The organism is Pseudoalteromonas sp. SANK 73390, assembly GCF_054966645.1.
The window spans coordinates 75,402-95,830 of the sequence record NZ_ARPN01000049.1; the positions used below are offsets into that span (position 1 = coordinate 75,402).

Annotated in this window: 12 protein-coding genes; 4 read left to right on the top strand and 8 right to left on the bottom strand. The window is 42.6% G+C overall.

Annotation, left to right across the window (positions count from 1 at the left end; genetic code table 11):
• Positions 1 to 53: 53 nt before the first annotated feature.
• Positions 54 to 854, bottom strand: coding sequence for a 4-hydroxy-tetrahydrodipicolinate reductase (gene dapB, locus SANK73390_RS06050; protein WP_462764653.1), 801 nt, complete (start codon positions 852 to 854; stop codon positions 54 to 56).
• 180 nt (positions 855 to 1,034) lie between these two features.
• On the opposite strand from dapB, the gene SANK73390_RS06055 reads away from it, so the two are divergent.
• On the top strand, positions 1,035 to 3,116 hold the full coding sequence (locus tag SANK73390_RS06055; RefSeq protein WP_462764655.1) for a TonB-dependent receptor: 2,082 nt from the start codon (positions 1,035 to 1,037) through the stop codon (positions 3,114 to 3,116).
• A 68-nt stretch (positions 3,117 to 3,184) separates the two neighbouring features.
• On the top strand, positions 3,185 to 3,634 hold the full coding sequence (locus tag SANK73390_RS06060) for a hypothetical protein (protein WP_462764656.1): 450 nt from the start codon (positions 3,185 to 3,187) through the stop codon (positions 3,632 to 3,634).
• A gap of 75 nt (positions 3,635 to 3,709) precedes the next feature.
• Here SANK73390_RS06060 and dapE read toward each other — a convergent pair whose 3' ends face one another.
• From dapE to SANK73390_RS06095, 7 genes are all read right to left on the bottom strand, one after another.
• On the bottom strand, positions 3,710 to 4,894 hold the full coding sequence (gene dapE, locus SANK73390_RS06065) for a succinyl-diaminopimelate desuccinylase (protein ID WP_462764658.1): 1,185 nt from the start codon (positions 4,892 to 4,894) through the stop codon (positions 3,710 to 3,712).
• Positions 4,895 to 4,965: 71 nt separating this feature from the next.
• Positions 4,966 to 5,757, bottom strand: a complete 792-nt coding sequence (locus tag SANK73390_RS06070) for a class I SAM-dependent methyltransferase (RefSeq protein WP_462764659.1) — start codon at positions 5,755 to 5,757, stop codon at positions 4,966 to 4,968.
• 20 nt (positions 5,758 to 5,777) lie between these two features.
• The gene (locus tag SANK73390_RS06075) at positions 5,778 to 7,442 is read right to left on the bottom strand and encodes a (2,3-dihydroxybenzoyl)adenylate synthase (RefSeq protein WP_462764661.1); all 1,665 of its coding nucleotides are present in this window, start codon (positions 7,440 to 7,442) and stop codon (positions 5,778 to 5,780) included.
• Entirely contained in the window at positions 7,439 to 9,463 is a 2,025-nt protein-coding gene (locus SANK73390_RS06080) for a condensation domain-containing protein (protein ID WP_462764663.1), read from the bottom strand. The genes SANK73390_RS06075 and SANK73390_RS06080 overlap by 4 nt, the downstream gene beginning before the upstream one ends.
• A gap of 41 nt (positions 9,464 to 9,504) precedes the next feature.
• Complete coding sequence (locus tag SANK73390_RS06085; RefSeq protein ID WP_462764664.1) at positions 9,505 to 11,172, bottom strand: amino acid adenylation domain-containing protein; 1,668 nt, start codon at positions 11,170 to 11,172, stop codon at positions 9,505 to 9,507.
• A gap of 3 nt (positions 11,173 to 11,175) precedes the next feature.
• Entirely contained in the window at positions 11,176 to 11,388 is a 213-nt protein-coding gene (locus SANK73390_RS06090; RefSeq protein ID WP_462764665.1) for an MbtH family protein, read from the bottom strand.
• Entirely contained in the window at positions 11,381 to 17,452 is a 6,072-nt protein-coding gene (locus tag SANK73390_RS06095; protein WP_462764667.1) for an amino acid adenylation domain-containing protein, read from the bottom strand. Before SANK73390_RS06095 ends, SANK73390_RS06090 begins: the two co-directional genes overlap by 8 nt.
• A 113-nt stretch (positions 17,453 to 17,565) precedes the next feature.
• Between SANK73390_RS06095 and SANK73390_RS06100 the strand changes: the two genes are divergently transcribed.
• Positions 17,566 to 18,897 carry a salicylate synthase gene (locus SANK73390_RS06100; protein WP_462764669.1) on the top strand — a complete coding sequence of 444 codons (1,332 nt, stop codon included), beginning with the start codon at positions 17,566 to 17,568 and terminating at the stop codon, positions 18,895 to 18,897.
• A 97-nt stretch (positions 18,898 to 18,994) separates the two neighbouring features.
• Positions 18,995 to 20,278, top strand: a complete 1,284-nt coding sequence (locus tag SANK73390_RS06105) for a lysine N(6)-hydroxylase/L-ornithine N(5)-oxygenase family protein (RefSeq protein WP_462764670.1) — start codon at positions 18,995 to 18,997, stop codon at positions 20,276 to 20,278.
• The last annotated feature ends 151 nt before the right edge of the window (positions 20,279 to 20,429 follow it).

Genomic DNA, 20,429 nt, shown 5'->3' on the forward strand with positions numbered 1-20,429 from the left:
AAACATCGTGTTTTATTAAAAAAACACACCAAAGCGCCAAAAAACCATGTTTACTACTTCAATCCAAGCACATCTTGCATGTCATAAAGTCCATTTGGCTTATTTCTCAACCACTTCGCAGCCCTTACAGCACCAGTAGCAAAGGTAAGGCGAGATGTTGCTTTATGAGTTAATTCAAGCCTTTCGCCCATAGTTGCAAAGTAAGCTGTGTGTTCTCCTACTATATCGCCCGCTCTGAGCACTGAATACCCGATTTCATTTTGAGCTTTTGCTTGTTCCTCTGTCGTTCTATCGTACCGCGCTACTTGCTCATGCTCCCATCCTTTAGCCTCAGCAATAGCCTCTCCTATCATCAATGCAGTGCCCGAAGGTGCATCAACTTTATGCCTGTGATGTGCTTCAAACACTTCAATATCAACGTCTTCATTCAAGGTCTGAGCCGCTACTTTAACCAAGTTTTCCAGTATATTAATACCGACCGAGAAGTTACGAGAAAACACAATAGGAATATGCTTCGCTGCTGCTTTGAGTTCAGCCATATCTTGAGCAGTGAGCCCCGTTGTACCAATTACGATAGGCAGCTTTCTTTCTATTGCTAAGGATAAGTGCTTTTTCATACCAAGTGGCAGTGTAAAATCAATGGCTACATCCACATCATTTACCAAGTCAGATTCGCCTGTATAGGTTAATGCAGTTTTGCCTTGGCTTATCAAATGCGTAACTTCGCTGCCAATGAGTGCATGCTCTTGTCGCACTAATGCAGCAACAAGTTCTGAGTCATTAGACATTAAGCACGCTTCACACAGCACTTTACCCATTCGCCCATTGGCACCAAAAATAGCAATTTTGGTCATTCGTCATTCCCCCATTTCAATTTTGTCTTTTTATACAGACTTTAATATGAGAAATCACGCTTTAAAAAACACAAATATAGGAAAGGGTACAATCGAACAATTAGAGATTGTTTTATGCCCTTAAAGTAAATTATAATAATAACCATTCTCAATAACACTCACATTCAATGGAGATAAAATTTGAAACTCAAGGATATTGTCATTTCTCTGGCAGTTGTAAGTTCAACAGCTCAAGTTGCGATAGCTCAACAAAGTTTACAGACACCAGACCAAGCCCACCAAGACATGACCATAATTGAAGTTACTGGTGAATTACTTTCCAGAAACTTGCAACAAACAGGTAATAGTGTGGTCGTTATCGACAGTGAATTACTAGCTATTAGACCTGAGCTTAGAACAGTGAGAGACATTCTCAGCGAGATCCCAAATATCACCATGGTCACAGGAACGGGTAAAGCACCGAGTGTACGTGGTGTTGATGGCACCGGACCTGCTGAAAATGCCAATGCCTTTTTTGCAGGAAGTCGTCCTCGCTTAAACTGGCAAATTGATGGGCGATCGGCGACCTATAATGAAATTGTTTTCAGCGATATTGGCATTTGGGATTTAAAACAAGTTGAAGTTTTAAGAGGCCCGCAAAGTACTCTTGCAGGGCGTAATGCCATTGCCGGTACGGTCAGAGTACAAACAAACGACCCCACTTTTGAACAGCAATTTGCAATACGTGTTGAAGGGGGCAATCTAGATCAAAAAAGAGCATCAGCAACATTTAACCAGCCGCTAACGGACACGTTATCATTTAGAATTGCAGCAGATAAATTTCAAAAACGCTCTCCTGTTTCCTATGACGCTTACCCCGGAGTAGCAGACCCAGCGGATATCGACGGCGCTCAAGTACGTGCCAAATTAATGTACGTACCTAAAAATGAAAACAATACTCGCTTAGTTTTTACATTAACTGACAACGAATACTCGGGCCCTAATGGCGAAATAGTAGACCAACCATTTGCAAAGCTGCGCTCAAACTTCCCTGCGCAACCTGTGCATGTTACCGACACACAAAGTTTAGGGGTCGAATTTAGCCATGATTTTTATAGCAACTTAAGCTTTGAAGCCGTTGCGTCAATCACCGACTTTACTTTTACTCGAAAGTCCACCCCTGATGGTAGTAAAGCAGAAGTTGACTCAACCGAGCATGTAATTGAACCAAGAATTAGATATACCGCTCAAAACGGCAGCGAAGTGGTGATCGGCACACGCTGGTATCAAGCAAAGCAAGACGAGTGGATCCAATTTATAGCCAAACAAAGCTTTAAAGATGAAACCGACGGTATCGCAGCCTATGTTGAAGGTGCAGTGCCACTTTCTGATAAATTAGAGCTTACTGCTGGTTTAAGATATGAAAAAGAATCACGACAACGCAGTGGTGGTGACCCTGGCAGAGCAATTGCTAATATTGAAGCAGATAATGACTACAGTGCATTGTTGCCTAAGCTAGGCCTAAGTTATGAGCTTAGCGATACCAACTTGATAGGACTACAGTTTTCTAGAGGCTACAACGCTGGAGGCGGAGGTATTACTTTTGCTATGCCAATCGTAAACTATTCATATGACGAAGAATATGTAAACTCTTTGGAGCTCTATGGCCGACAACAATTTTTAAATGGCGATATTAATACCTCTGTAAACTTTTTCTACTCAGATTACAAAGATATGCAATTGCCCTTCGATTTAACCCCCAACGACACCAGAGATGAAGCATTTGTCGTTCGTAATGCTGAGCAAGTGCAAACTATTGGCGCTGAATTCACGGGTAGATGGGCCCTCAATCAGCAACTTTCTATCAATGGTAGCTTGGCATTATTAGACTCTGAAATAAGCAAGTACCCTGACTCAGGCTTAGAAGGCAATTCACTTATTATGGTGCCTTCTTTATCTATGAAACTTGGTGCATCTTGGCAAGCGAAAAACTGGGTAGCCAATATCAGTTCAAATTACACCAATGGTTGGTATACCACAATTACCAACCTACAAGAGAGCAAAACTGATGGTTTTATCAGTGTCGATGCGAGCTTTAATTATTATGTTAATGACGATACTAAGTTATATCTAAGTATTAGAAACTTGCTAGATAACGATACACCTATTGCACTCTACCCGGGTACAGCCCCAGCAGATAGTGATAAGCCAAACAGTGCGTTTGACAAAGCAGTACTCAATCAACCTCGTACTATCAGTGCTGGATTTGAGTATAATTTCTAATCTACTGATTGATGTCGGCATAACACCCGGCATCACTTTTTTGTTTTTACTTAGTGAGTAAGATAATTATGGCAATTCTTAAATTTGATGACAGCCTATGGCCACTAGCAGTGAGCGTTGCACAGGGCAACTGTGATTTAGATATGCATAAACAATCTCTAAAAAAGTGGAACACTTGGTTTGCTCATAAGCGCCCATTCTGTGTGCTCAGGGTCTACCTTGATGAGCCATCTTTGGTTCACCCAAAAGGAGCAGGACCTATCACGCAACAATGGTTGGCTGAAGGGGGGGCTGAAAATATGCAAGAACTTGTGCAAGCAATGCTTATTGTCGTTCCACCTTCTGAACATGCAAGAATGAGTAAAATGAGCGTACAAAAAGCATTTGGTATTGATGGGGCTATCTTAGCATCAATTGAACAAGCAATTGACTGGCTTGCAGCTAAAAATTTACTGCCGGACAGTATTAATACAAATACATTAGATGCACTCATCACCAAACAATGCAGCAGCGAATAAATTACAAACATCGAGAAACTGTTTAACCGCTTCTCGATGTTTGTTTAAACAAGATCACAACAGATGATACTTACTTTACATACCAAGCACGTTACGAAATATTGTGAAGTACACAATGGACAAGGTGCTGAGCTCATTAACATGAATTCGCTCATTTTCTTGATGAATAGTTGAATTGGTGAGCCCAAGTTCTATCACTTGATTGCAAATATCTCGCACAAACCGACCATCAGATGTGCCGCCACTTGTTGATATTCTTGGTATTTCACCAATGCACTGTGCGATTGCCTGCTGACATATATTAACGAAAGATAATTCTGAGCGTGTGGGTTCATCACAGTAATATGGGACGCAACCACGATAGGCTTTACAAGTATAATCCAAAGTGCTTTTACGGACGATCTTATCAACCACTTTAATCAATGACTGCTCGTCAAATTGCTCTGTAAAACGAACATTAAAGCTAAGTTTAACCTGATCAGGAATGACATTATCACTCCATTTACCAGAGTCTATATGGGTTATTTGCAATGTAGTACTAGGTCTGCGACTTTCACCTTGCTGCCAATCATATTGTGTTAAGTTCTGTACAACTTCACCAGCTAAATGAATGGCATTTACACCTTGTTCTGGGTACGCAACATGCCCGCTTTTTCCGTTAATTACGACATCAAAACTTAACGCGCCTCTTCGCCCTACCTTTATTGTATCACCACAGACTTTGTCAGATGTAGGCTCTCCAACAATGCAAAAGTCGAACTGCTGATCACGTTGAGATAACGTATTGACAATATGTTTTGTGCCAAACTCCGCTTCGCCCTCTTCATCACTGGTGATCAAAAACCATATCTTTCCAGCGCATGTGCCTTGCTTGATGATTTCCTCCACCGCCACCAAAGCGGCAGCTATACCTCCTTTCATATCAGCAACTCCCCTGCCGATGAGGTGCTGATCAATTATTTCACCTGCAAAAGGCGGTGCATCCCATTTACTTTCATGACCTATAGGTACAACATCGGTATGACCACAAAAGGCGATATCAGGACCATCTCCTAAGTCTATCGTTGCAATTAAACTGCTCACCTCATTGCATTCAAAATGTTCAATCTCAGCACCAAGCTGCTTTAACTTATTTGCTATCCAAGTTTGACACCCCATGTCATTAGGCGTGATTGACTCAAATTGAATTAACTGCTGCGTATAGGCCACAACTCGGCTATCAATTGATTGCAATAAACATTGTTCTGTAAAAATAGTCATTTTCCTTAAATCTATAACTCGCTCAGCCATCTTTTAACCGCTGTGACAAGCACACAGCTGTTAGCAGCAAGCTAACGTTTACGCTTAACTACGAGCTCAGTATTAGCAACTTGCAGTGCATTTCTTTGCATCAGCAGTGCAAGACACTCATCAATTAATTCATCCACCTCATCGCCTAATACCACGGTTTGCGCAGCAAATGCAGCGGATCTTAAAGCACGCTTTAGGCTTTCTGGCGTTTCGCCTCCACCAACTTGCACATTTTCACGCACAGAGATCACTTCAAAGCCTTTATTTTCAAAAAAAGCAGTCACATCTTCGATGGGGAGTTGGTACATAGTCAAAGGCGCAGCTTTAAGCTTAGAGCTCCACTTTGGTCTATCAAATACCTCTTGAATGGTATCTCTGAGTACAAAACCTTGCGCTCTTGGCTGACCACAGCTCCATTGCAATAGAGCATACCCGTTTTCTTTTACCGCATCGGCCATTTGCTTTAACGTAGGCGTTGCATCAACAAGCCAATGAAGCATCCAAAAACTGGTGACTAAATCATAGTGATTTTTTTCAAGTGTCAGCTTACTTGCATCGCACACAGCAGCATTAACAGGTAAATCAATACACCGTTTTTGTGTGGCTTCTACCATTGATTCAGAAACATCAGTTGCATCTACACGCCAGCCTTGTTGTGCTAAACATGCTGCAAATTTGCCACTACCACAGCCCACATCAACCGCTTTGCGCTCATCAGGAAAAGTTGCATCTGATATTTTATCAAGCGCCTCTAATGCCGCTTTAAACTGACCATCGTTTCCTTGCTCATATTCATCAGCTAACCATTGAGGTGAAGTTGAAGAGTTTGTCATCTAGATTTTCCTTTATACATTTATGATTGTTTTGTTTGGATTTCTTGAGCTAGTTTTTTTCGAGAAATTTTGCCTATAGCCGTCATAGGTATGCTTGTCACATAGCTCATCGTATCAGGGAGCATATGTCGTGCAACGCCCTGCTCTGTTAAATACTGCCTAATTTCACTGATCTCTATTCCCTGAGGTGCCCCCTTGGACAGCACAATGGCAGCACAGGTTTTTTCGCCCAGTAATTTGCATGGCAAACCTACTACGGCGATATCTTGTATACTTTCATGTTCGACTAATAAAGCCTCTAAGGTCTCAACCGCAACCGCTTCTCCTGCGCGGCGCACCACCTCTTTAATGCGCCCCACCACCATCAGATGGCCTGTCCTTAGTTGCCTAACTAAATCCCCTGTTTGGTAAAAGCCATCCGCTGTGAACGCGCTTTTATTAGCTGTTGGATTGCGATAGTACCCTCTCAAAGTATAAGGGCCACGTGTTAAAAGCTGGCCTGTTTGACCCGGTTCAACCGCATTACCATGTTCATCAATTACTTTGACCTCATCAAATTCACTTAGTGGTCGCCCCTGCGTTTTATACTTCAAAATTTGTGGGTCTTGGCTTTGTGTAAAATTTAATAGTCCTTCAGCCATCCCAAACACTTGCTGCAACTCACACCCAAGCTCTTTAGGGATACGCCTAGCAATTCGCTCATCGAGTTTGGCACCACCAACTTGTAACAAACGCAGGCTTGCACCGGGTGTTACAGCCACTTGGGCATACTCTAACCACGCATTCACTAAGCTAGGCACCAAAGCACTGACCGTTACCTGATACTTATCAATATACGCAAAGGCAATATCAGGCGCTCCCAGCGCTGCCATTACAACATGCGCTTTTGCACAAAGCGCACCAAGAATACCCGGACACGCCAACGGAAAATTATGTGCGCTAGGTAAGGCCACGAGATAAACATCGCTGCTATTGAGGTTTGCAGCGTCGGCACTTGCCTGGGCGTTGTAGATGTAATCTCTGTGAGTTCTGGGTATTAGCTTTGGAATCCCGGTTGTTCCACCAGAGCACAGCAGCAATGCAATACTGCCGCAATCAACTGTGGCAGGTTCTATAAAGGCATGATCAGCACAAGGTGCAAACAATTCACTCAGATTGATATGTTGTGTATAGGCCACATCTTCAACAAACACCTGTAGAATTGGTAGCTGTGCCTGTAAGTCAACGCCTAATTTTTCCACGTCAAAGCTGGTTGCTTTGTCATTGACAAACCAAGCCTTAGCCTCAGTCAATTCTGCAAATGCACTGATCTCTGTTCGACCGTGGCCCGGTAATGCCATCACGGGTATCACCCCGATGTATAGCAATGCAAACAACAGCACCACAAATTCATTATTATTAGCCATCTGCACAATGACTTTATCGCCTTTGCTTAGCCCCTTTGCTTGTAGATTAACGGCACAAAAATGTACATTTTTGAGCAACGCTAATCCAGACAGAGATATTTCACCGCTATTACTTGAGCTAACACCACTTAACACGGTTTGATTGCCATAATCTGCGAGTTTTTCTGCTATCCATTGCCATAAGGTTTGCTCACCCCAAACACCTTTGCTGATATATTGGTCAACTCGTGTTTGCGGCCAAGGCGTTAATTCTGGATCCAATAAAAAATTGCGACTCATATTTGCGCCTCCAGTTGTGCAGCCAATGCTTCATCATCTAAAGACAATATTTCGCAATACACTTGCGCGATACTTTCCACTTCTTCGCTATCACACGCTGTTAATATCGTATCGCTTATTCCAGCAATAGTCGGCGCGCAAAACAGCTTTTTCATATCCATAGCATGATTACCAAATACTTCTCGTAACTGCGCGATTAAGGCGCTTGCCAACACCGAGTCTCCACCAGCGGCAAATAAATCCTGCTCAACAAAAACCTCTTCACACTCAAGTACACCTTGCCAAAGTGCTGCGACGGTTTGCTCCAATGGGTTACGCGGTGGCGTTTTTTGCACAACAACCTGTCTACTCGCCGTTACATTTGCATTTCGTGGCTTCGTGCGCACTTGAGGCAAACCTACCTTTATACTGTCCTGCCAATAAGATGGATTGCTTGCCAAGCTCTCAACTGTTTGTCTAAAATAGGCAAACATATCATCCAGTACTCCAGGTTCAAAGGCATCTTCTCGGCAATCCCAATTTACCAGCACGCCTGCATTTAGCTCTGTGACTTGCGCATCGAGCAAAACTTGCGGCCCTTGAGAAATGATCCAAATCGGCTCACCGAACACGTCAGCCACCACAGGTGCAAACAACTCGCCAAGATTTAAGGCGCTCGTAAACACAACTGGCGCTGTGACTTGTTTCCCTTTCGCTCGACCTAAGTCACGTAGTACATGTACCCCGCTATAATTAGCATGTGCTGCGTCTTCATGCATACGTGTTTGCAGTTGTTGCGCCAATTGTGAAAATTTAACTGGTCCAGTCGCATCAACATCCACCAAAATTGAGCTACTAAAGTCACCAGCCACACCTGAAACATTAGCTTGTCCCATCGGTCTTTGAAACAATGGTACGTTCAGTAAAAAGCGAGGTTCGACACTCCAACCTGCGATAGTTTCTGCCAGTACTGTCGCCAAGGCAGATGAGGGCGTTACCCCATTTGCTTTACACAACTCATAGAATTTAAGTTTTAAAGCTTGGTCAAAGTGAAAATGTCGACGCGTGGTGTTTGGCTGTGTGTTTAAACTCTCAACAAGTGGTAATTTGGGGCCTTCAGGTAACTTCGCAATGCGCGATTGCCACCACTTGCCTGATGTTTCTTTAATGAACGCCTCTTGCTGGTTCGCTGCCGTACGACAATCTTTGTAACTCAAGGGTAACTCAGCTAAAGGCGCATCAATAAGGCCATAAAGTGTCGCTAACTCTTTTAATAATGTTCGATAACTCAGTGCATCAGCAGCAACCATATCAATGTCAAAATGCAGTCGACTTCCACCGTCTGGCAATAAACTTAATGCTAAAGAAAAGACTTCCCCGGCTTCAATATCTAACATCTGGCTTGAGTATAATGCTCGCAATCTCTGCAACTCATTTTCGGCATCCGATTGCGAGTATTGAGTCAAATCAGTAACCATCACTTTATATGCTTCATAGGTCGCAGGATGAATTTGATTGCCCTCAGCATCAACAATGAGTCTTAATGAACTATGCCTTTTAACTAATTGATTAATCGCTTTTTCTAATTGTACAGGGTCAATAAACTCTGCAGCTTTGTTTGCTTCAAGCTGAAATTCACAATATAAATGTGCAGCAACACCACCTAAAGGTTGGTTTTTGTTACGCCCTACCCAATAGGCATATTGCATCGGTGCAAGTAGAAATGGTGCATGTGGTTGAATACCAATTCGGTTATTTGGTAACCCATTGAGTGACGTTTGATTTGCCTGTTGTAATTTATCTTCACCTGCACGTATTTGCCTTGCCCATGCAATCAAAGTAGGCGTTTTTGCAAGCTGAGAAAAATTGACGTCAATACCCTGTGAGCGCCATTGAGATACCAAAGACATCAGTGACAATGAGTCCAGCCCCAAAGCAAATAAGTCGCTGTCTTCATTAATAGAGTGCTTCGCTAGATTTAATCGCTCTACCACTTGCGATTGAAGCTTAAGCACAATATTTGTAAGGGTTTTATCGTTCATCTTTATTTCTTTCCTTGGTGACTTTTTGTGTACCTTTGTGTTTAAACATCGGCATTGTTCAATTGTTGTTTTCTAGCATTAAGTAACTGCATTCTCTGCTCAAGCTTAGTGCTAAGTGTGTTTTGCGTTGATAGCCACTGTTTGTGAAGTAACGCGATATCTAACTTACCGTTTATCGTTAACGGCAATTCACTAACAAATAAAAAGTCGGTCGGTAGATAATGGGCAGGCAGTTGCTCAGCAATATGGCTTTTGAGCTGTGCCTTGAGTGCTTGACTTGAAATATCAGTCTCTTTGGTTGTCAGTACTGCCAGTAAGCCTTCGACTAAACCATGCTGATTAACGGGTGTGGGAATGATAAACGCATTTTCAACGCTTTTGTGCGTTTCCAAAACGGCTTCTATTTCTGCCGGTTCGATACGAAAACCTCGTATTTTTAGCTGCCTATCTGCTCGGCCAAAGTAATACAAATTACTGCCTTGTCGCATAGCCAAGTCACCCGAACGATACAATCGTTTTCCATGGTGGAAAGGGCTTGCCACAAACCGTGTTGCTGTTAAATCTGCGCGCCCAAGATAACCATATGCTAGTTGTTCACCCGCAACGTAAATCTCACCAACTTCACCTTCATGAACTTGCTCAAGATTTTCATTGAGCAAGATAACCTCTAAACTTTCTAAGCCAATGCCAATTGGGCTTTGCAAAGCGTCCATATGTTCCTGTAAAGTTAACCATGTAACATGCACGGTGGTCTCAGTGATACCATACATATTAACAAGCTCAGGCTGTCCTTTAGGATATTTGGCCCACCAGCTTTTGAGCCTATCTAAATTTAATGCCTCACCACCGAATATCACGTACCGCAATGGCAAAGGTTCGGCGGTGTTATCAAGACTACCTTGCACATCTATTAAGCCATAAAATGCTGAGGGCGTTTGATTGAGTATCGTAATACCTTTATCTATTAAAAAGTCTGAAAATGCTGATGCTGACCACGCAATACTCTTCGGTACAATCTCAAGCCTTGCTCCCGTACTCAGAGCGCCCCACAGTTCCCATACTGAAAAATCAAACGCCAAAGAATGAAATAAGGTCCATACATCACCAGCCCTCGCATCCATTTTTGCCAAGGCACTGTCAAGTAGCGCTAATACCTGCTCATGCCCCACAGCAACCCCTTTTGGTTTGCCAGTAGAGCCTGAGGTAAAAATAATATAAGCAGGGCAATTAGGTCTTACAGGCTCAATAGACACATCACTTTGCAGCTGCAGCTCGGTATCAATATGTTCAGCAGATACTAAGTGTAAATGTCGCTTATCATGACCCATGTCATACAATGCAAATCGTGCTGCAATATCTTGGGTAATAATAATCGCACTGGGCTGTGCCGCATCTAAAATCCAATTGACTCGCTCACTTGGATAATCTGGGTCAATCGGTACATAACAAGCACCAAGCTGCAAGATAGCAATAACCGATACGACTTGTTGTACCGAGCGATTTAATAAAATACCAACATTATCGCCAGGTTTAACACCTCGTAACCTAAGGTTATGCGCTTTAAGCGTCGCACTCTGTGCTAACTCTGAGTAGGTTAACGTCGTATGCTCATCACTTACTGCAACATTATTTGGCTGTAATTCAACATGCCTAGCAAATCGAGTAAACAACGACGCTATACTGTCAAAATCTCCTTTTAATTGCTTCATCGGTTAACTTAACTCCTGCACTTGCAGTGATTTTGGGCGTAAGTCACACCAGTGAACATTGACCCATTGCAGGCATTCATCTCGTTGATGAGGGCCAAATACGACTTGCCAACCATCAGGGATAGCACAAGATTCTGGCCAAAGTGAATACTGCTTTTCATCATTGCTTAAAACCAAAAATGAAATGTGCTCGTTATCGAAAATATTGTTACTCATTAATAGACTCCGTAACATTAATTGAAATAGTACCTGTATGATTGTCGCTCACCAAATCATCAGCAATGCTCGCTTCGATTGCAGTCAGCTTTGTTACAAAGCAATCAACCATTCGCTCAGCACGGTGCTCAGTAACCGCACTGGCATCAAAACTCAATCGCAGCTTGATTTGTTTGTGCGGATAGACAAATAAGGCACAGGCATAGCCCACCGAATCTTGCCATTGAATATCATTCACACCTGCCAAGCCATAATTGACGTATTCATTCTGTGTCAATTCATATTCTTCAGCATGCTCTCGCTGGGCATTTAAGGCATTTTCAACCACCAATAAAGTATCAAATACAGGTGCAAAACCGGCCTGAGAACAAATGACCTCCATATCCAGCGGCAGCAAAGATTGCCAGTCATAGCGAGATGATTCGATTTGTGCCAAAGCGCTGATCAACGGTTGTTCTACATCCAGTCGTAGAGGTACACACTGTGTTACCAAGCCAGTCAAAGTTTCGATACCATCAAAATGAGTTGCCCTGCCAGAGTCAAATAAGCCAAATGTGACATCCGAGTATGAGACTACCTCTGACACTGTGTGAGCCCACGCAAGTTGCAGCAATGTCGCAAATGACACTTTTGCTTGATGCGCCGCAATATTCAGTCGCTCACTAAACTCCCTCGCCAGCGTTTTCGATATATCCACTGTGATGCTAGAATGCAGTCGTTGCGGTGCAATCAAACTCGCACGCTTTAACCCTTTGAATTGCTTGAGCCAATATTTCCAGCTCTGAGTAAAATCTTGTTTAGTTAACCAATCTAGGTATGCATGCCAAGTTGCATTTTGGGCTATAGTCGGCAGCTGCTTCGTGGGTGCTAGCCAACAACTCAACAACTTCGGTAACGACCAACCATCAAGTAATAGATGATGGCAATGCACACTTACCTGCCAAGTATTATCACTCACTTGCAGACATAAAAATCTCAATAATGGTGGGTTAGTTAAATCGAATTGAAATTGTTGCCATTGACTGACATTCCGTTGAGCTTCGTGCATAACATCACTTGACTCAAAATCTCGTAAATCGACACTCTGCCAATCAGGCACTAGTCCTTGATGAAACTGACATAGGTAGGTTTTTTTATTGTAACTTGTTGTTAATACATCAAATTGTGTTAATAACTGCCTTGCATTAGTTTTTAAATACTGCTCATTAAGCCACGGTGCTTGCTCAGCACTTAAAGACAAGGTAATAAATGATGTCCACGGATCGCTATGCGTTGATATTTGCTGCAACATAGTTTTTTGTAATGGCGTTACTGGCATGCTCTGCGAACTTGCAATAATCGCTTGATTATTATCATTGTGGCTGCGCTCATCAAGCAAGCTGACAAGCGCCATAAGAGAAGTGTAAAAATCTGATAGCTTGTCAGTGTTGGTCAAGCTATCAGTGAATATTGCGGTTAGGCATAAAGACTTACCCCCCTCTTTTTGAGCATAATAAGCACTAAAGTCTATATCATTCAAAATAGGCCAATGCTCGCCCGAAGCACTTTTAATTTGCTCTAATAAAGGGCTGACGCGCCACATATCATCACTACTGCCTTCTAACACATCACCTAAGTAGTTAAACCCCACTCTGAGCGACGTCATATTTGCTATTTGTTCAGACTTGACTGTTGTTTGCTCTAACAGCGATACATCATGGGCTATGATTGAACTCACATGTGCGATAAGTTGTCTCATCACTTGCTGACGTGTTGCTTTATCAAAACAAGGTGAAACCGATATAGGGACAAAAGTCTCTTTGGCAAACCAGCCAACAGTACGTGACAAGTCTTGGGTTGCATTAATAGCCTCTCGTCCGTGTCTCTCTAATATCAATGTATAATCGCCATCAGCCGTCATTGCTTGTGCATTTTGTAATGCCATCATTACAAGTGCAGGCAACATACTTGCTAAAGGAAGATGATTTTGTTGTGCAATGTGACGAACTGGGCAACCTTTGTTAGACAGTGGAATATGCCAGCTGATTGTGTCGGTATTGGCCAAGGTACTTACTTTGTGCGGCTGATAGATTTGTTGCGTCAAACCCACATTAGGCAGTGACTTAGACCATGTTGGCCACGCTGTCGCGGTTGGCTCAAGTTGCAACGTCTGTGCATGGCTAAACTGTTCAAACAACGTTGCCAAATCTTCTATCAGCACAAACCAAGAGCCAGTATCAACCACCAGATGATTAACGGCTATCCACACACTCTTGTGCTTAGTACCTTTTGACTCAATTAAAAAACTAGATAGCATGGTGCCATGCTCTGGAGATAGCTGGTTGCATAGCGCTCGTGCGAGCTGCTGCGCGTTGCAATACTGCGCTAATGTATCATCGCTGTCGACGCTATTTATTAACTGATACTGCCCTTGTTCAACTTGTTGATACAGCGCATTGCAGTAAGTTTTAAACTGCGGTGGTTGAGTGATTTCTAAGTGCGGTATTGTATCGTTTTGCGGGTAAGCCAATGTCGCATGCAACATACTATGGTGCGCTACTAAATGATTGAGCAATTTATTCAGCATGACAACCGACACCCCACTTGGGACCGTGACTGACACTAATTGCGCAAATCGTTGTAAAGGTATTTGAGTTGATAAATACTTGCGCATTAAAGGAGTACTGAAAACCTCGCCCAACACATCATCATGCTTAACCGCTTCAGCCTTACCTGTTAACCCTCTGCCCGCTAACGCCATGGCTATTTTGGCAACTGTATTTGCATCGAATACCAATTTTGGTGATAAATATATGTTCTTTTTGCGCGCTCGGCTTACTAATTTAATCACTGAAATACTATCTCCGCCGCAGTCAAAAAAGCCCTGCTCAACACCGATGCTTTCTAGTCCCAAAACGTCACAAAATAGCTGACATAAAGTAATTTCAAGCTCAGTAGTTGGTTTTTTTATGGTGGTTTTTTCAATGTTTTTAGGTACTTCAAGCTGTTTACGGGCAATTTTACCGCTTGGTAACTTAGGCAAGTTAGTTGCCAATACAAAATATTTAGGTATTAGGTGCGAAGGTAACGCTTGCTCACATAGTTGCTTATAGGTCGCAATGGTACTAGCTTCATCAATTACATGTGCGCTTGCTGTTTCTACAAAACAAATAAGGTGAGTACCAGTAGACATCTCGTTAGCAATAACCGCACATGGGCTTTTGATAAGCTGCTCTATGTTTGACTCCACTTCCAATGGTTCAACCCTAAAGCCACGAATTTTAACTTGCTCATCAATGCGACCTAGGAACTCAAGCTTGCCGGCATCATTCCAACGCACTCTATCCCCCGTTAAATAAAGGCGTTCGTGTTGAGATGAGAATGGGTTGGCAATAAATTTCTCTGCCGTTAAGTCACCCCGATTTAAATATCCTCGCGCCAACCCTGAGCCAGAAACAGCCAATTCACCCGCAATGCCTATTGGTGATAGTTGCATACACTCATCAAGAACGTACACTTTAGCGCCCGATACAGGCACACCAATATTTGGCTTGGTGTTTTGCTCAACGAAGCCAATCATAGTGTCAACCGTTGCCTCAGTAGGACCATATAAATTCACAGCCAATGTATTATCAAGCATGGCAAGCTGTTGCCATAATAAGCTTTTAACCGACTCACCACCAAACCCTAATACTGCCGGTACATGCGGTAATAACGCTTGCCCACTTGCAGAATCAAAACCAGAGCGTAACCAAGGAAGTACTTCTTCTAGCAAGCTGGGAGTTAGCTCAATAAAGTCCAATTTTTGGCTAATAATTGACTCTGCCAGTGCTAACGGATCTCGCATCGTTTGAGCATCAAACAAGCACACTTTGTGCCCTGCAAACAGCCATAATGTGGGTTGCCAAGCAGCATCAAATGCAAACGACCATGCATGGCCCACATTCAGCTGTGTTTTGTTGGTATTTAAACAAGTTGGGTTATATAAATCTCGCTTATGGCTGTTAAACAAGTTCACCAAACTCGAATGAGGCACCATAACCCCTTTGGGCAAGCCAGTTGAGCCAGAGGTAAATATTAAGCAAGCAATATTCTTAACACCTAACGGGCGCACTCTATCTGATTGCAAAACATCATCTGCTGCATTTGATGTTGCCTGCATGGCATGTTCAATACACTTAATTGACGCCAGAGTGATTTTCTGGTTGCCGGTATCAAACTTATCTGCTTGTCCACAAATGACAACTTTAGGTTGTGCAAGTGATACAACCCGAGCTCTATATTCATGAGGATAAGCGGGGTCAATAGGTAAAAATGCCGCACCCGATTTGAGCACCCCCAACATAGCTATAAACCAATCAACGGTTCTGCCCAAACTAATGGCAACACTATCTTCAGGACCGACATTTTGTAAAATTAACCAACGAGCAATGATATTAGCCTGCGCATTTAACTGTGCAAAGGTCAGCGCAGAGCTGGGAAAATGAGCATTAATTGAGCGCAATTCACAAGCAGTTTCATCTTTATTTTTTAACACTGTTTGCTCAAAAACATCCACTAATGTCTGCTCTGCGTTATCTTGCGCGTCACCTCTGTCGCCCCATACAAGCTGCTGGCGATCGGCTAAATTACATATCGAATGATGCGCAAGCACTTTGCGAGGTTCATTAACACATTGCTCAATTAAAGCCAACAAGCGCTGTAAATGACTTTTTATAGTTTTAGTGTGATATAGCGATGTGCGCCATGTTGCTTGAAATTGTAGTTGCCCATTTATCAGCAATGCATCAAATGAAAGGTCTGTTTGCGTTGTGCCATTAAAGTGTTTTTGCCAAGATACATCTACCCCTGACATATCAGGCGCTGCCATACCACGACTTAAAAAGGTCAACATAGTATCTAACAGTGGACTTTGCTTATGACCCCGCGGCACTTTTAATTCATTGAGTAGTATCTCAAATGGCAGATCGGCATGTGAAAAACTTTGTCGACAACGCGCAGCAGTTGCACTAACAAAAGTGGCAAAGTCTAGAGTACTGTCAACAGGTATACGCAGTGGTACAACATTACCAAAATTACCAATTAACGGCTCTTGCTCTGGTAAGTTACGCAATGAAGCGACTGTGCCAATGGTCACTTCTGAACTACGTGATAGTCGAGTCATAAAAATAGCAATCACAGCCACAACCACCTCGAATGCAGTGATTTTTAGCTCAGCAGCAAATACCTGCAGGTTTTGAGTCGCCTGCTGTGTTAGGTTTGCTGTTAGCCACCCACCAGCTTCATTTTCATTGCCAGTACGAGGTAAATCGGTGGGAAAGTCTATTGGCTCTGGCAGTGGTGTTAATACACTGCGCCAATAGTCTAAATGTTGCTGCTTGATATCATAATCTGATTGCCACTTTGCTCTATGCCACCTTGCAAAATCACCATACTGGATGGGCAAAGGCTTACGCTTTGCCTCTTTCCCTTGCACTAGCTGATTATAAAAATAGCCAAGTTCTTGCGCAAAAATGCCAAACGATGGACCATCCCAAACAATATGCTGTCCGACCATAATTAATGTATGTTGTGTTTGAGATTGCTTTACTAATGTGAGCTTTAAAGTACTCAAGCAGGCTAAGTCAAATGCTTGTGTACTAAGCGCTTGAGCTAAATTGTGAAGCTTTTGTTGTTGCTCTTCTGCTGGCAAGCCACTCAAGTCAATATAATCCCATTGCGGTTCAAGCCTATCTAAAACCTGCTGTTGTGCACCATCAGTAGCATCAGCCCTATATATCGTTCTGAAAATATTATGCCTTTTAGTGATTTCTATGCAGCTGCTATGTATTGCCCCACCATCAAGATCACCTTCAAAATGCCATAAAACGCAAACATTGAATGCAGATGATGTAGGGTCTAATTGATGTAATAACCACATTCGCTCCTGAGCATGAGACACCATGCTCGGTTGCAATGTTGTGTTTTTTAAAACGGGAATAGTCAATTGCACCGTATTAGACTCGCTACCTCCATTAGTGCTTTGCTTTAATCCACGCGCTTTAGCTAGCTGTTTTGCCAACTTAAGTCTCAGAGCAGCATCCATAAATAATTTCCTTTAAGCAAATGACAATCATTTGCATTATCATTTAATTGATGTATGATTTCAAGCCTTAACAGCATATTGTTTCAGATATCTAAAAGGAGGTTTCTTTGAATATGAATAGCAACAGTGAACTTAATTATTCTAATAACTCAACACAACAATCAGTGCTAAACCAAGCTGCAGCTTTGGCAGATAGCAATTTATTTGCAGATTACCTTGTTTACGAAAACCAAGGCGAATGTTGGTATGCAGGTGGTATTCAACGTGCAATCACTGTATATGCAAATTACATAGAAGTGAAAACAGGCGAGACAGTTAAAAGTATCAGTGTTGCTCCTCAAGACTTAGCACAAGAACTGCATGAGCAATTAAAGCAATGGCAAGGTAACTGGCAAGTATGCGGTTGGGCTTGTTTTGAATTTGCATATGCACTGCATACCCCTGAGCTACTCAAACACGGTGAGCTTGACGAGAAAGAGCCTCTGCTTTTTTTATGCGAACCTGAACTGTCTGTAACACTACGAGACAATCATTACGAAATCAAAACAACCAATAATGCGCTGCAAAAGCAGGCACAGGCGATTTTAAATAATGTAACTCTGGCAAGTACACTCAACTACCAACCCGTTACTGTGACAGATGACCCACGCTATCGTGACGCAGTACGAAAGTCAGTAACTGCTATCAACAATAACGAGTTAGAAAAGGTTATTTTATCTCGTAAAGTACCGCTTCATTTTACACCTGACTTAACCGCCACATGGTTGTATGGGCTACAAAACAATACTCCTGCTCGTTCATTTACCATGCAGTTAAAAAACTGGAAAGCCACTGGCTTTAGCCCTGAGATTGTTATGGCGCTAGACAAGCACGGCATGCTAACAACCCAGCCGCTTGCTGGTACTCGAAGGCTTGAAGGTGACATGGAGCAAGACAAACTTATTTTTGATGAGCTACTTAAAGACCCGAAAGAGACGCATGAGCATGCTATTTCTGTTCGCTTATCTATGGATGAAATGGAGCAAGTCTGTACGCCATCCACCGTACATGTCGATGAATTTATGACACGTAAGCTACGTGGCTCAGTACAGCACTTAGCCTCCAAAGTACGTGGGCAGTTAAAACCCAATTATAACGCGTGGCATGCCTTTACCAGTTTGTTTCCGGCAGTAACCGCTTCGGGCATACCAAAAGCGCCTGCTTTTGCACAAATTTGCAGTCATGAACTAAGCAGCCGGGGATTATATTCAGGGGCTATCTTCAAACTAAACAGCGAGGGTGAAATGGATGCGGCGCTGGTGCTGCGCAGCGTGCTAAGCCATGGTGATAATTACTGGCTACAAGCTGGGGCTGGTATTGTTAAAGACTCGACACCATCACGCGAGCACACAGAAACGACTGAAAAGATGAACAGTATTTCACCTTGGGTAGTCGCTCAACGCTAGCGGCGTTACTTTTTGCAGACTCAACACTAATTTTAAAAAGCCAAGGAACTGGCTTTTTTGACTACATCACACTTTACACCCGTGACAAGGAACATTTATGACTCAAACAAATGACGCAACCTACGACCTAGTTGGTGTCGGTTTCGGGCCTTCAAATATTGCTCTGGCGATTGCGCTTGAAGAAGCAAACCAGCAAAATAAAACGACCAATGCTTTATTTTTAGATAAGCAAGTTAAGTACCAGTGGCATGGTGATACAATCACCGACCAAAGTGGCCTACAAGTTTCCTTTTTAAAAGACTTAGTCACACAGCGCAACCCACAAAGCCCCTATACATTTTTAAACTATTTGAAAACCCATAACAGACTGATAGATTTTATCAATTTAGGCACCTTTTGCCCCAGTCGATTAGAGTTTAACGATTACTTAAATTGGGTTGCTTCACACTTTAGTGAACAGTGCAGTTATGACAATAATGTAACAGCCATCCACCCAGTCTATGAAGGGAGTAATGTCACTAAGCTAAAAATAGACACTGTTTCAAGTAACGGTGAACACCATGTTCATTTCGCTCGCTCTTTGGTATTTAGTACTGGCGGCAGCCCAAATATACCTGCGGCATTTCAAGGCCTGCGAGATTCGGCCCAAGTATTTCACCACAGTCATTACCTTAGTAAGCTGTCTGAGCTTGCCATAGACAAAAACCGGCCATTAAAAGTCGCAGTCATTGGCGGCGGACAAAGTGCCGCTGAAGCCATTTTAGATTTAAATAATAGATATGATCATGGAGAGGTTGACTTACTGTTTCAAAGTGATGCTATGAGACCCGCCGACTCAAGTCCGTTTGTAAATGAAGTTTTCAACCCTTCAACAACCAACAGAATGTTTGAAAAATCACACAATGAAAGGCAACGACTCCTCACAGCTTATAAACATACCAATTATTCTGCTGTTGATGCTGATATGCTTGACCAAGTCTACCGACTCTTTTATATGCAAAAAATAACTAAAAAGCAAAAACATAGTTACAATCCTAATAGCCGAATTACACAGGCTAAATCGGTCAATAACAAAATAGAACTGACGGTTTTAAACAAAGACCTTGGCATAACCACAAGTAAGCAATATGACCTTGTGATCCTTGCAACTGGGTATCAACGACCCAAAAACAACCCTATTTTAGCGCCATTACAAGAGCATTTAGGTGACTTTACCATAAACAGAAATTACCAAGTTAAGACTGGACCAAACTTTGCTCCGCCTATTTTTGTCCAAGGCTTGTCAGAGTCAACTCATGGCTTAAGTGATACGCTCTTATCCGTACTGGCTATTCGCTCACAAGAAATTGCCAGTGCACTGCAACATTCACTAAAGATTTAGTACACAACAATACTTGGATAAAATGCAGTAACATCACTTGGTGTTAGTAGAGCAACCTAAGTAACTTTTAACTTGCTTCTGTCAGACTAGATTAGGGAGAATAAAACCTGACAGAAGTATGAATGACTATAACGAATGTTATAACGAGACT

Bases quoted from the DNA above. Each gene is read 5' to 3' on its own strand.
- SANK73390_RS06070 (WP_462764659.1), bottom strand. From the start codon at position 5,757: ATGACAAACTCTTCAACTTCACCTCAATGGTTAGCTGATGAATATGAG.
- SANK73390_RS06060 (WP_462764656.1), top strand. From the start codon at position 3,185: ATGGCAATTCTTAAATTTGATGACAGCCTATGGCCACTAGCAGTGAGC.
- SANK73390_RS06100 (WP_462764669.1), top strand. From the start codon at position 17,566: ATGAATAGCAACAGTGAACTTAATTATTCTAATAACTCAACACAACAA.
- dapB (WP_462764653.1), bottom strand. From the start codon at position 854: ATGACCAAAATTGCTATTTTTGGTGCCAATGGGCGAATGGGTAAAGTG.
- SANK73390_RS06085 (WP_462764664.1), bottom strand. From the start codon at position 11,172: ATGAAGCAATTAAAAGGAGATTTTGACAGTATAGCGTCGTTGTTTACT.
- dapE (WP_462764658.1), bottom strand. From the start codon at position 4,894: ATGACTATTTTTACAGAACAATGTTTATTGCAATCAATTGATAGCCGA.
- SANK73390_RS06095 (WP_462764667.1), bottom strand. From the start codon at position 17,452: ATGGATGCTGCTCTGAGACTTAAGTTGGCAAAACAGCTAGCTAAAGCG.
- SANK73390_RS06080 (WP_462764663.1), bottom strand. From the start codon at position 9,463: ATGAACGATAAAACCCTTACAAATATTGTGCTTAAGCTTCAATCGCAA.
- SANK73390_RS06090 (WP_462764665.1), bottom strand. From the start codon at position 11,388: ATGAGTAACAATATTTTCGATAACGAGCACATTTCATTTTTGGTTTTA.
- SANK73390_RS06075 (WP_462764661.1), bottom strand. From the start codon at position 7,442: ATGAGTCGCAATTTTTTATTGGATCCAGAATTAACGCCTTGGCCGCAA.
- SANK73390_RS06105 (WP_462764670.1), top strand. From the start codon at position 18,995: ATGACTCAAACAAATGACGCAACCTACGACCTAGTTGGTGTCGGTTTC.